This is a genomic window from Rhizobium sp. R693, from assembly GCF_002211315.1.
Lineage (GTDB): Bacteria > Pseudomonadota > Alphaproteobacteria > Rhizobiales > Rhizobiaceae > Rhizobium.
The window spans coordinates 1-13,054 of the sequence record NZ_LOKY01000035.1 but is presented as its reverse complement, the minus strand read 5'-3'; the positions used below and the strand labels follow the sequence as shown (position 1 = coordinate 13,054).

Annotated in this window: 10 protein-coding genes and 2 pseudogenes; 9 read left to right on the top strand and 3 right to left on the bottom strand. The window is 57.0% G+C overall.

Translation table 11 applies throughout. From position 1 onward, the window contains the following. Nucleotides 1-974: 974 nt before the first annotated feature. The 3 genes and pseudogenes from ATY79_RS22735 to ATY79_RS22725 form a co-directional block, all read left to right on the top strand. A pseudogene (locus ATY79_RS22735) lies at nucleotides 975-1,326 on the top strand (ATP-dependent DNA ligase); the annotation flags it as partial. Between the two features lie 18 nt (nucleotides 1,327-1,344). Further along, nucleotides 1,345-2,259, top strand: a complete 915-nt coding sequence (locus tag ATY79_RS22730; protein ID WP_088704958.1) for a hypothetical protein — start codon at nucleotides 1,345-1,347, stop codon at nucleotides 2,257-2,259. After that, nucleotides 2,234-2,743 carry a DUF4334 domain-containing protein gene (locus tag ATY79_RS22725; RefSeq protein WP_088704957.1) on the top strand — a complete coding sequence of 170 codons (510 nt, stop codon included), beginning with the start codon at nucleotides 2,234-2,236 and terminating at the stop codon, nucleotides 2,741-2,743. The genes ATY79_RS22730 and ATY79_RS22725 overlap by 26 nt, the downstream gene beginning before the upstream one ends. Nucleotides 2,744-2,797: 54 nt before the next feature. Here the strand turns inward: ATY79_RS22725 and ATY79_RS22720 are convergent, their stop codons facing one another. Further along, the gene (locus ATY79_RS22720; protein ID WP_088704956.1) at nucleotides 2,798-3,301 is read right to left on the bottom strand and encodes an AAA family ATPase; all 504 of its coding nucleotides are present in this window, start codon (nucleotides 3,299-3,301) and stop codon (nucleotides 2,798-2,800) included. Nucleotides 3,302-3,581: 280 nt separating this feature from the next. Beyond that, nucleotides 3,582-4,601 (bottom strand): LacI family DNA-binding transcriptional regulator, encoded by a 1,020-nt coding sequence (locus ATY79_RS22715; protein ID WP_088704955.1) that lies wholly within the window; start codon nucleotides 4,599-4,601, stop codon nucleotides 3,582-3,584. A gap of 172 nt (nucleotides 4,602-4,773) precedes the next feature. Between ATY79_RS22715 and ATY79_RS22710 the strand changes: the two genes are divergently transcribed. The 6 genes from ATY79_RS22710 (at nucleotide 4,774) to ATY79_RS22685 (ending at nucleotide 12,494) form a co-directional block, all read left to right on the top strand. Continuing rightward, nucleotides 4,774-6,033, top strand: a complete 1,260-nt coding sequence (locus ATY79_RS22710) for a sugar ABC transporter substrate-binding protein (protein WP_088704960.1) — start codon at nucleotides 4,774-4,776, stop codon at nucleotides 6,031-6,033. 69 nt (nucleotides 6,034-6,102) lie between these two features. Further along, nucleotides 6,103-6,984, top strand: coding sequence for a sugar ABC transporter permease (locus tag ATY79_RS22705; RefSeq protein WP_088704954.1), 882 nt, complete (start codon nucleotides 6,103-6,105; stop codon nucleotides 6,982-6,984). Then, nucleotides 6,977-7,813, top strand: a complete 837-nt coding sequence (locus ATY79_RS22700; protein WP_088704953.1) for a carbohydrate ABC transporter permease — start codon at nucleotides 6,977-6,979, stop codon at nucleotides 7,811-7,813. The genes ATY79_RS22705 and ATY79_RS22700 overlap by 8 nt, the downstream gene beginning before the upstream one ends. A gap of 13 nt (nucleotides 7,814-7,826) precedes the next feature. After that, nucleotides 7,827-8,969 carry a sn-glycerol-3-phosphate ABC transporter ATP-binding protein UgpC gene (gene ugpC / locus ATY79_RS22695; protein ID WP_088704952.1) on the top strand — a complete coding sequence of 381 codons (1,143 nt, stop codon included), beginning with the start codon at nucleotides 7,827-7,829 and terminating at the stop codon, nucleotides 8,967-8,969. Nucleotides 8,970-9,077: 108 nt separating this feature from the next. Next, entirely contained in the window at nucleotides 9,078-10,433 is a 1,356-nt protein-coding gene (locus ATY79_RS22690; RefSeq protein WP_088704951.1) for a NosD domain-containing protein, read from the top strand. A 600-nt stretch (nucleotides 10,434-11,033) separates the two neighbouring features. After that, nucleotides 11,034-12,494, top strand: a complete 1,461-nt coding sequence (locus ATY79_RS22685; protein WP_245312432.1) for a GH32 C-terminal domain-containing protein — start codon at nucleotides 11,034-11,036, stop codon at nucleotides 12,492-12,494. Nucleotides 12,495-12,686: 192 nt separating this feature from the next. On the opposite strand, the pseudogene ATY79_RS31715 reads toward ATY79_RS22685, so the two are convergent. Further along, nucleotides 12,687-12,932: pseudogene (locus ATY79_RS31715) on the bottom strand (DUF4239 domain-containing protein); the annotation flags it as partial. Nucleotides 12,933-13,054: the final 122 nt, after the last annotated feature.

The following is a 13,054-nucleotide window of genomic DNA, read 5'->3' as shown; positions in this document are numbered from 1 at the left end:
AAATGATGTTTGGGCCCGGTTCCAATCGTGAGCCCGTATTCCCATCTTATCGGGGGCAACCACCCCTACCAGCAACAACTGAGAAAATGGCCTGAGGAGATCGCGCCGCGATTACCCCATGTTTTGTGACATAAGCGCCGTCGAAGTGTTCGGTTTTAACGATTCCATGACAATAACCGACATGTTGCATCAAAGCCGTCGTATCGAGGATCACCCTTTGATTGCCAACAGAGTAGTTTCGCAAGCGGCTGCCATTTGCCTGGCCATCCACAATGTGCGGACCCTCAGGTAATGCTGGTGCGAAGCAAACGTACAGGGCAGTGGGGGGTTCCAAAGGGCGGGATAGAACCCGATGAGCTGAGCCACAAGGCGGCCGAACGCGAGGCCTTTGAAGAGGCGGGCGTAGTCGGACTAGCGAGATCATCTCCCATAGGACACTTCAACTACACAAAAGAAGGAAACTTCAATCATTATCGTGTCGCCGTTCATGTTCTTGTCCAAGACCAGATCGTGGATCGTTACCCGGAGCAAGGAGTCCGGGAGCGGAGGTCATTCCCAATTAAGCACGCCATTGAGCTGTTGAAGCGATCAGAAACGAGCCATATGTGCGTTGAGGTCCTCGAACGCTTGCTCTAAGAACCTCGTGACGCGTGAGTTTTGGACGGCCCTGAAGATCGGGAACGGCGGCGAGCCCGAGGATCAATAGTTCGTAGTATGATGCCGTCTTTATTGTCGAAGGGCTGCGCTGCCAATCAAACATTGCACGGTCATCGAGCAAATTTGCAGTCAGAATACGCTCCCTCAAGCGTCGAGAGGACCTGCACGGCATTATCTCGGTCGAGCCCGCTGTTTGCCAGTCGTTCAATTCCGAGCAAAAAGAACCTGCGCACTTCCACCAGAACCTCGCCTGCCAAATCATGCGACGTCGCGGCGAGAGCGCCACAAAGGCACATTCTGCCGTCTCGGTGAAAGGTGCCAAGGGCTTTGGACATGACGTGTGCCAGCAGATGGCGCGCGACAATCCCGACCTCTATCTCATCAAGATGACCAAGTGTCTTCGCGGTGGCAGGATCTTCCTCGACTATCTCCGCAACGATCGCACGGCCACCGCCGTCGCGCCGCTCTCATCGCGCGCGGCCCGGCGCCACCGTCTCGATGCCACTTGCCTGGGTGTAGGTAAAGTCCAATCTCGACCCGGAGCGGTTTGCCGTCTGCACGGTGCCGGCATTTCTTGCCAAAAGCTCTGCCTGGCAGGACTATTGTGATGGCGAGCCGCCGCTGGAACAGGCGATCAAGCGTCTTGGAAAATCAAAACGCGCAGCGTGATCTCCGGATGATGGTCATATGAACGAAGCAACAAAGCAAACACCCGACGCGCTCCCGCGTGAGGGGGCAACAACCGACCTGCCACATGACCGGATAACGATAGAGCTGTTTCGGGAGGCGTTTCCGCGTGCCCGGTGGAGCGATAGGCTCAATGCCTGGTTCGTGCCCGGCCGCACCGCTCAAAAGCGCATCGGCCGCTGGCGGGCTCAGATGGAGGCGCAGGCCGATGCCTTCGCTAACGAAAAGGGGAGGGACGCCTTCGCGTTTGAGCCCATCGAGAGTCGCTATCTCGAAGCAGCACCCGCAGCCTTCGAGATTCGGACGCCCTATTCACGCAGCGTCGTCTACGAAATCCGGGAAATCCCGCATGCACGCTGGGACGCCGATCGCCGCCTCTGGACCGTGCCCTACCGATCATTCGCCGAACTCCGCCAGCGATGGTCGGCGATCGAGGCGGCCGCCGAACGGAGCGAGCCGGAGGCCCGGCGGGCGCGGCGCGAAGCGATCAAGGGAACTGAAGAAGACGAGGCATTCAAGGCGAGGATCAGGGAACGTCGGCGGAAGCGATATCCCGTCCCTGACGACGATGCTCCGCCCCTCGAGCGCGCGGTCGGCACGCATGTCGGCGTCGTCTTTTTCATCGGCACGGACGGCGAGCTGGCCGACCCGGCGATGGTCACGAGGTTCTACTTTCCCGCCGCAGATGGCGAGGAATATGTCTGGGCATCCTGGCGATTGGGCACGCTCGAAGAACTGGTGACGACCTGGCCGGCTCGGACCCCACCCAATCAGGGCGAACGAGACCGTGGCTGGTGGATGCCGACGCTGGAGGAGTTGCGGCTCGCCCGGCGCCACGCCAAATCCAGGCAGCGGGCCAGAGAGCGCAAGCATAAGGACAAGTCTTCCGGTGAGCCAACAGCAAACAACGCTTGAGGAATTCCGAAGCCTGACGCCGATTATGCCGCGCGAAATGATCGGGCTGTGGAGAGGGCGCGGCATACCGGCGGACCATCCCTTCGACGGCGTGTTGGAAAATCTCGGCTGGTTCGGCAAGCGGTTCACGCCGGACATGCGCGCAGATGCCTTGCTGTTTCAATCGGACAAGGGGAAGCTGGTTGCCATCGATCCGCGATGGATACCGATTGGCATGGCGCTTCGTTTCCACAAGCTTGGCAGGGCGAGTGTCGCGAGGAGCCTGTCGTCCTATCTTCAGTTCCAGTTTCGGGCGAGGGGGCCGGTTGCCTCCTTGGTGACCATGATGTTTGGTGGTGTTGAGAGTGCGGCCATGGTCTATGACGAGCAGCCGATCGTCGATCATTTCCGTCGGATCGACGAGGAGAGGATCATGGGGGCGATGACGATCAATGGTGACGAGCGGATATATTTCTTTGAGCTCGAGCGCGTTGACGAGCCTTGAACAAAGCGGCGGGTGGTCATCGAACCTCACCTGCCACCCGTATCAGTTGGCGTGTCACGTCAGGGCGGCGATGGTTGGATGGGTTTGCCGATCGTAAAGCGCCAACTCCTCGGCGGTTGGCGGCTCGAACAGCTTCGTCCATCTAAGCAGGTCCGCCCGCGAGATCTCGAACGTGCCGACTGGAAGCTCGGCGTTTCGCCGCGAGACCCGGTCCCAAAGCTCATCAAAGGGAACGTCAAGGAAGCAGAGGACGACGCGCGCACCAGCTGCGCGAGCTTCCTCCCGGCAGGTGTCGCGTTCTGCCCGTGACCACACTCCCCAATCCACGACAACGTTACACCGAAGTCTGATGGCACACAGAGCGATCTGCCATTGTAGGCTCTCAACTCTACCTCGGCACGGACCAGTTTCGGCTTCCGGAGTAGAGATGCCAGGGTAAAGCTTGTGCATCCAGTCGTCTCCGGTCAGGCGGAGGGCGGACGCTTCATGTTCGATGATCTTGGCGAGCGACGTCTTGCCAGAACCGGGCAGACCACAAATGAGGTAGAGCGTGGGCATTTAAAATCTCTGATATTGGCTTGGCAAGTGGGGAAGTGGCCCCGTGTCGTGCAGGACTGGGCTTCGCTCAATGCCGCTGGGCGCGGTCAATCAGAGGTGTGTTGCCATGGTCTATCTTGTAGGACCGCTCTGCTCGGGGGTCAAGCCGGAGCGCATGGTGGGATTTTCATATCGATACGCCGAAGATCAAGGGCCTGAATTTTCACTCGATTGGCTCCTCGCTGATTGTTGGCTCGAGTCCCTCAAGGCGAATGGGATCAGCATCGCGATGTGCAGGGGCTCACACCGAACAAACAGAAGTGCGCTCGACAAGTCGGCAAGGCGCAACGCGGCTAAAGGAGGCAACCTCCTCGCCTGCGACCACTCCATTCAACCACGACGCCCCTTGGAATCCGAGGTCGTAGTATGGCAATGCCGCTGTCGTCAGTTCCGGTTTCAGCGCCATGGAAACCGTTCGGAAATCATCGAAGCCGACGATGCTGACGTCCTGCGGAATCCGCAATCCTAGGGACAAGGCAGCGATGTAAATTTGGATCGCCATTTCGTCATTACCGCTCATGATCGCGGTCGGTCGCTGCTTTTGTCGCAGCAGCTCGGTCGCCGCCGAAAAAACATAGTTCTTCTCGGCCCCGACCGGTCCCTCCATTCCAAGACGGATAAAAAGGTCATCTTCCCCCAGGCCGAATTCCCGCGCGGTTTGACGAAAGGCATTGAGGCGCATCTGCGCCCCGACGAGAACGGGATTGAGCCTGATGTAGCCGATCCTGCGATGCCCCCGTTCAAGCAGGTAGCGGGTGAGATCCCTGGCACCTTGAAAGTCGTCGGGCGCGATAGATGGAAATAGCTGATCTGTCCGTGGTCGGCAGTTGATCATCACTGTCGGAATGCTGACGTCGCCGGCCTGCGGGTCCACGATACGATGGTACATCGTCACGTAGAGAACCCCGTCGATCCGGTGAGCTTGGAAAGTTTTCCAGACCTCCGCCTCTCGTTCGGACGAGCCGCCAGTATTGGCCATCAGGATAGTCTTGCCGTTTGCGTTGGCCCAATCTTGGATTCCGCGGACGATATCTACCGAATATGGTGTCGTCGAAACAAAGTCCGTGATGATCCCGAATGTGTTGGAGCGGCTGGAGCGTATCTGGCGTGCCGCCATATTAGGGACATAGCCGAGGTGCCGGATAGCCTTTTCCACTCTCTCTCGGGTTTCCTCGGTCACGTAGGGCTCGCCATTGATGACGCGAGAGACTGTCTTGTTTGAAACCCCGGCCGCCTTCGCGACGCTGACGATGCTCACCATGTCCGCCAATTCTCCATGTAAGGACCTGTTGTAAACTAGACGCATGACAACGTCGACATTTTTTTATGACAACGTCGACAATCCACGTTGACAACGTCGTCATATGGCGATTATGGTCTCGCCAATGGAAAAAGCTTGATGCAAGTGCTTCAGGCGAATGAGGGAGGAACTGATGAAGAAACTGCTTGGCGCCAGCGCGCTCGCGCTCATTTGCATTGCGGCCTCCGCCAAGGCCGAAACCATCAATGTCCTGGTCGAAGGTGGCGGCGAAATGCTTCAGAAGGCGGTCGCCCAGAAGTTTACTGCCGAGACTGGCATCGAAGTGAAGTTCACCGTCGTACCCTATCAGGGCGTCTTCGACAAATTCTCGGCCGAGATCGCATCGGGCTCATCGGCCTTCGATGTGGTGACGATCGACGTGGTCTGGAACGCGAAGTTCGCAAACCATGTCGAGGACCTCTCCACCCTTTTCACAGACGCCGTGCGCAAGGATCTGCCGCCGGTCTTGCTCGCCGACGCAAAGGTCGGCGGCAAGACGATTGGTATGCCGACATGGGCCAATGCAGAGATCGTCTTCTATCGCAAGGACCTTTTCGACAAGCCCGAGGAAAAAGAGGCCTTCCAAGCGAAATATGGCTATCCGCTTGCGCCACCCAAGACCTGGCAGCAGTGGCGCGATATGGCAAAATTCTTCACGCGTGACACTGACGGCGACGGCAAGGTAGACTTCTGGGGCACCGACACCATCGGCACCTTCTCGGAGGAGTGGATGGCGCATGTGCTGCAGGCGGGCTCGCCCGGCGTGATCCTCGATCATGATGGCAAGGTCATCATCGACAACGAGGCGCACAAGAAGGCGCTTGAGTTCTACATCGCGCCCCACTGCGCCGATCATTCCGTCCCGGAAAACGTCAACGAGATCGGCTGGGGCGAAGCGCAGAATTTATTCTATCAGGGCAAGACTGCGATGATGAAATTCTGGGCGCACGCCTACAAGATGACGCCTGCGGACTCCAAAGTCAGCGGCAAGGTCGGCGTCGCGCCCATGCTCGCCGGCGATGCAGGGGTCGCTGCCGTTCCTGGCCCCTGGTACAATGTCGTTCCGTCGACCTCTCAGCACAAGGATGCGGCAAAGAAGTTCATTGCTTTCGCGATTGCCAACAATGCATTGGGTATCGAAGCTCCGCTCGGCCTTGCTGCGACGAACTCGGCTTATAGCAGTTATGCCAGCAAACCCGGCTACGAACACTTCACGCCGTTGCTTGAGACGCTGGGGGCGCCTGCGACGCAGGGGCGGCCGATGAACGAGAAATATCAGGAAATCGTCGACGAGGCTGTCCTGCCCGCGGTCCAGGAAGCGCTGACCTGCAAGGCAGACGTCGGGGAGGTATTGAAGGAAGCCAAGGAAACAATTGAGGGCATCCTCAACTAATCCGTCACTTTCCTCAACATCGCGGGAGGATAAAGATGCCACCCGCGCAATCAGTTTTCGGAGACGGACATGTCGGGTGAAGACCGATTTGTGCTCTGCATGCTTGCGCCAGCAGCTTTAATCCTCGGTCTGCTGGTCGCTTACCCGGTTGGTCTGCTGATATTCGACTCCTTTTTCAAGGTCGATACGATCACGCCTCAAATACGCGAATGGGTCGGGCTGCAGAATTATGTCGACGCATTGACGTCGAAACGGGTTGCGGAGAGCGCCCTGAGGACCGTTCAATACTCGATCTTCGCGTTGTTTTTCGAGTTCGCCTTCGGTTTCTGCGCCGCGCTATTGTTTTCGGCCTTGGCTGGGGGTGCGCGCTGGCACCGCACGATCTTCGCTCTGCCGCTAATGGTTCCGCCAATTGTTGCTGGCCTGCTATGGCGATTTCTTCTGGTCGGCAATATCGGCATCTTGAATTATGGCCTGGCCCGCTTGGGACTGATCAGCGATCCGAACGCGATCGCATGGTTGTCGAACGAAGATATCGTCATTTACTCTGTTTCCTTTGCCGATATCTGGCTGACCACCTCCTTTGTCGCTCTTGTATCCTATGCTGGGTTGATGAACGTTCCGAAAGACTTGCTTGAGGCTGCGCGGATCGACGGCGCGAATGCATTCAAGCGGTTCTGGCATGTCACCTTGCCACTGATGCGGCCAGTTATCGCAGTCATCGTCATTGTCCGCGGCGTAGATGCCGCCAAGACCTTCGACCTGATCTGGATACAGACACAGGGTGGCCCCCGCCACGCCTCGGAAGTGTTCTCGATGAACATCTACCAGCGCATGGTGCGTTTCGGCGATCTCGGCGAGGCATCCGCTTCCGGCACCCTGTTCCTCATCGTTATGATGCTACTGGCGGCGGCTGCCTATTGGAAGATTTGGAGACCGGCCCATGCATAGAGCTCCCCGCCTCGACATCAGCGCAGTCCTGATCAACACGGCAGCCCTTGTGCTCGTTCTGTCCTATGCGGTGCCCTACATCTATTTGCTGATGACTGCCCTCAAACCGGCCGCCGATGTCCAGCAGATCCCTCCGAGCTTCTTTCCTGCCGTTCTGTCGCTGGAGAACTTTCGTGAGGTACTGCAATCCTCGACCTTGCCGAGAGCTTTCGTCAGCTCTCTCACCGTTGCGGTGTTGACGACGGCGCTTTCGCTGTTGGTGGCCGTTCCCGCTGCTTACGTCGCCACCCAGTATCGGCGCCGGATCACAACACTTTTCCTGCTCTTCGCCCTGGTCACGCGCATGGTGCCGTCGGTGTCGCTGGGCGTGCCTCTGTTCCAGCTTTTGAAGTCCATCGGTCTGCTTGACACTATTCCAGGGCTTGTTCTCGCCCACACTTCTGCGGCCGCCCCCTTGGCACTCCTGCTCATGTCAGCATTTTTCGAGGGCGTCCCGAAAGAGCTTGAAGAGGCCGCGCGCATGGACGGCTGCACAAGGCTCCAGGCCTTCCGAAAGATCATCCTTCCGGTCATGACGGGCGGGATCGCAGTGACCGCGCTCTTCACGTTCATCACCAGCTGGAATGAGTTCCTCTATGCGCTGCTGCTGACATCGGAAGCGACCAAGACGGCACCGATCGTCATTGCCGAATACAACTCAGTCTACGGGCTTGCCTGGGGCGCGATGACGGCGGCCGCGGTGCTCTATTCGTTGCCCGTCATCATCGTAACGCTCGCACTTCAAAAACAGATCGTCGGCGGCCTGACATTCGGCGCCGTGAAGGGATGAGGGAGACAGAAGCATGGCCGGCATAGAGCTGCGCAATATCAACAAGGTCTACGGCAACAATTTTCACGCCATCCACGACCTTAACTTCGATATCAGCGATGGTGAGTTTATGGTGTTTGTGGGCCCGTCGGGGTGCGGGAAGTCGACGGCGCTTCGTATGATCGCCGGCCTGGAGACTATTTCCAGCGGCGAACTCAGGATCGGCGACGGGATTGTCAACCATGTCGATCCCAAGGATCGCGATATCGCAATGGTGTTCCAGTCCTACGCGCTCTACCCCCACAAGACGGTCCGCGAAAACATCGCCTTTCCACTGCGAATGGCAGGGTGGTCAAAATCCGACATTGCCAGCAGCGTGGACGAGGCGGCGCGCATCCTCGAACTGACCGCTCTGCTCGACCGTAAACCAGCGCTGCTCTCGGGCGGCCAGCGCCAGCGCGTTGCAATGGGACGGGCGATCGTTCGCAAGCCGGCAGCATTCCTGATGGACGAACCGCTTTCCAATCTCGACGCCAAACTGCGCGTGCAGATGCGCGGCGAGATCGCCAGCCTGCAAAGAAAACTGAATGTCACTACGATTTACGTGACCCACGATCAGGTCGAGGCTATGACGATGGGTGACCGCGTCGCTGTCATGAAAGGCGGCGTGCTGCAGCAAGTCGACACACCACAAAACCTGTACAATCGCCCTGACAACGTCTTTGTCGCCGCCTTTATCGGATCGCCCTCAATGAACTTGTACGAGGCCGTTCTGAATGGAAGGACGCTGACGCTCGGCAACAACAGTTTCGAACTCCCTGACCGGGTCTTTGAATACCGTCCGTCGCTGAACAGTGCGTCTAACCGTCCAGTCATTGTCGGTATGCGGCCCGAGCACATGAACGACGCCACAATCCAGCCTTCTTCGGTCGAGATCTCGGCCCCGGTCACTGTTGTTGAGGCGCTAGGTTGTGAATCCATGGTGCATCTGAATATCGACGCACCATGGGTGGATGCTGGCGACCCGGACGCCGTCACCGACATCGGCGACGAAAAAGCTGCTGTTGCGCGCTTTTCTCCGAAGAGCACAGTGCGCGCAGGTGACATCGCGCGCATCGCCGTCGATGCAGAAGAACTTCACTTCTTTAATCCGGACACCCGCACCAGCATCTGGTGATCAAACGGAGTGCTGAACGCATTTCCCAAGGCGCCTTTCGGGACAACCAAGTCAGAACATCAGTCTACCCTCGTGGTGGACTAAGAAATGTCCGAGGAAACATTAACAATGGTTAGAGAAAACTGTTTCGACGTAACGAAGTATCCCGCAGGCAATCCCTATGAGGATATTGGAGCGGTCATCAATAGCATCATTGCGGATATCAAAAGCAGGCAACCGGTTTCCGATTTAAATGATGGCGGAAAGCCTGGAGCAGTTATCTATATACCGCCGGGCGATTATCGCCTTGTTACTCAAGTCGTCATCGACGTCAGCTATCTGAAGATTGTGGGCTCTGGACACGGGTTCACGTCTTCGAGCATCCGTTTCAACGTACCAGCAAACGAACTGACACACTGGCATGAAGTGTGGCCGGGCGGAAGTCGCATACGCGTGGACACATCTCCGGACGCCGCCGACGGTGAGGCGGCCGGAGCCGCGTTTCATGTTAAGCGCACCGGAAATCCTCGCATAAGCTCTGTGGAGTTTGCTGACTTTTGCATCGACGGCCTGCATTTCATTGACGATGGTTCGGGGCAAGACCATGCGGAAAATACATACAAGAATGGCAAAACGGGAATCTATGTAGGCAGCGCCAATGACTCATTCCGAATAACGGGGATGGGTCTCATCTATCTGGAGCATGGAGTTACTGTTCATGATGCAGATGCGCTCGCGATAGACAACAATTTCATTGCAGAGTGCGGCAGCTGTATCGAACTGAAAGGCATGGGTCAGGCCTCAAGAATAGCAAATAATTTTGTAGGGGCCGGCTATAGGGGACATTCCATTTACGCTGAAAATTACGGGGGCATTCTAGTATCCTCAAACAACGTATTTCCTCGAGGAGCTAGCAGTGTCTATTTTTCCCGCGTCGTCCGTTCCTCGGTGACAGGAAATAGATTTCACTCCTTTTATCCTGGAATGTTGGTTCTTGCCGATAACTGTTGCGAGAATCTGGTCTCCTCAAATCACTTTTTGCGAGATCGCGAACCATGGGCGCCCATGCAGAATTACGACAACGGCTTGGATGATCTGTTCGGTCTTTTGCGAATTGACGGGAGCAACAACTCGGTAATCGCGAACCACATCTCGGAAACAATAGATACTCAATACATCAAGCCGATCGCCGCAAAGCCGGTGATTATCAACGTGGTTTCCGGTAGCGGGAATTACATAGCCAATAATCACATTGTGGCCACGACTGAGAGATCGCAAATCAGTGATGCACCAGACAGTGCCTGCTTTTCAACGCAAGTGGGCGCATTGCTTTCAACCAACAGTTTGAAGGCGCTCGAAGTAACGGCAGTCCTGGTGCAAGAGGGATCGGTACGAAATGTGGTCCTAGATTCAGGCGGTGACGAACATGTTGAGATGGACAAAATAGTGAATGCATTTAGGGCCACTCCAAGTTTTGGGACATAGTCGAAAGTCTCAACTCTCCGACCTCGGAACCTTGAACGCAACCGTTCCCAATCCTTGATCGGAACCCGAGCAAGAAAAGAAAGGTTGCAACGGCACCTTAATTTCCGGCCACGAGTCGCTTTGCTGGGCTACCGATCGTGCGCTCAGGCGTCACGTCAAAACGGCCGTCGAGCTGCGATCTCGCCGGGGGCAACAAGGACTTTCGCTTCGCCTCACCTGGGAAGGCCGAAATCATGGCAAGGGAGCGGGGGACCTTGTCACTGTATCACGCTCGGGATCGAGGTCGACATTTGTCACCGCTGCTATCGAGCACTGTCTGCGCAACAGGAGGCGCCAATGAAAAACAGAGTGCAATTGGATGCCCGGCGAGGGACGCGGTTCGAAATCTGGGCTCGGCAAAAGCCAGGTAAACCCGATATCGAGAAAACCGACGAGACCTTCGTATTGCGCGTCGGCGATTGGGTCGTTTACCGGATTGCGGCATTGCCGCCATACTTCCAGTTCTATTCCTACACGCATCATGCCGAAGGTCCGCTAACGCTGGAATGGGACGACAGCGCGATCGAAATACCGCTGTCTTATAGTTTCGATCCTGCGCAAGTGACCGACAAGGGCGTGACTTTCCTGGATGTTGGCGAAGCCGGCCTCATAGCTCGGTCCAAGGCATCCTGGCCGGAGTGGTACGGAAGCGACGCCAACCGGCCGCAGCTGCGGTTCTCGCCCTTTAAAGGCTGGATGAACGATCCGAACGGCCTTTGTTTCATCGACGGTCGCTACCATCTCTTTTACCAATTCCATCCGGTCGAGTCCGAATGGGGGCCGATGCACTGGGGTCATGCCGTCAGCGACGATCTCTATCGTTGGAGCCATCTTCCGGTGTTCCTGCATTCCGAACAGAACCTTTGGTCTTTGGGGGCCACGGGCGGTGCGTTTTCCGGCAGCGCCTTTGTCGGTCCCGATGGCAAACTGAGTTTCTACTACACCGAACGCCTGCCGGCCTATGACCTCTTCAAAGACTACAAGGAAGTGCAGAAACGGGTCGTGCCATCAAACGATTTGCTTCGCCCCGAAGCCAATCGTTTGGTGCTCGTCGACGGTCCCCCTGGCAGCTCTCATGATTTTCGTGATCCCAAGGTGTGGTACGACGAGGAGCGCCAGGCTTACCGAATGGTGCTTGGGGCAGCGATCGATGGCGACCCGGCGGTCCTTCTTTACGGCTCCGTGGACGGTAATGACTGGAAATTCCTGTCGGTTCTCTATCGAGCCCCCGAACATTTCCGGCAGCATGGCGCGCGCTGTGTCGAGTGCCCGGACTTCTTCGAACTCGATGGTCGGTTTGTGATCGTGATGGGCTTCGTCGGCTATACCGAACCAGCGACCGGACGCCACAATCTCCTTTACGCGCAGGTCGGGAATTTCGAGAACGATCGCTTCGCATTGCTGTCGGACGAGCTGCAGGAATTGGACTTCGGCACCGATTTTTATGCGATGCAGAGTTTCCGGGCGGGAGAGCGACGAATAGCCTTTGCCTGGCTTTTTAATTGGGAATTCCGCAAGCCCGCTGGTTCACCGTATAGCGGTGAACTCTCCCTACCGCGGGTGCTCGGTCTCGACGTCCAATCGCGTCTCACAATGGTTCCGGAAGAGGGTTATCAGCGCCTGCGGGCAGCCGCACTCCCGCAAACTTCCCCCTTCGGGTTTGATTGCGAGCCGGGTCGGCCAATTGAATTGTCGATGGCAGGTGATCTGGATGGAATTCGGATCGTCGGGCGGGGCGCGGAGGGCGAAAGTTTCAGCTTGGTTCACACCGATGGCCGACTCGAGTTGGCGGTAGCGGAGGATACTGGTGAGATCAAATATTGCTCGGCACCGCTGCGGCTCGAACGGTTGACGCTGTTTTTTGACCGAGGTGTTGTTGAGGTCTTCGCGAACCGCGGCACGATCTGCGGCACGCGGCGCACCTACAAGATAACGGAACTGACTTCGCTTGAATTTATGCCTGCCGACGATGCCCACGTCAAAGCCTGCGAAGCGTGGAGCTATAATTCCGCGTGGACGTGAAATAGCACCCGTTCCGGGCGGTAGAACACGTTCGTCAGCTGCAAACTCTTGGGCAAAGATCCGGAGATGATTGCAACTGCAGAGCGCGATCGATTGCGGGCACGGTTCCTGTCGCCGAGAACGCCAGGGGCGCGGGGCATGAGGACTCCGACGAAGCTTTTCCCCACCTGACGGCACCATTTGAATCAATCACTACCTCTCGCCAATGCTAGCAAGGGCGGATTTCAATGGTTCGTCCGAGACGTGAATCACGCCAATGTAGGGGTGCGCCATGTCCACGATCAGAAATACCGCTCCCGCAACAGAGACCGCACATACAAGGATGATGCAGACAACCGTAAGATTCGGCGGCGCCTGAAGCCCGAACGTCGCGAACAACCACGCCAGCCAGAACACTAAGATCACAAGAAACGCGGTTGGGAGTCCTTCCGTGCGACCTTGGTGCGCGGATCGTTAATTGCGTTGGCGTAGATGAGCGGCAAGTGCAATAACTGGTTTTTTGCAACGATGCCTTTCAAACACAATGCCGCTCGCCGCCATCGCATTGGCAAGATGAAGTT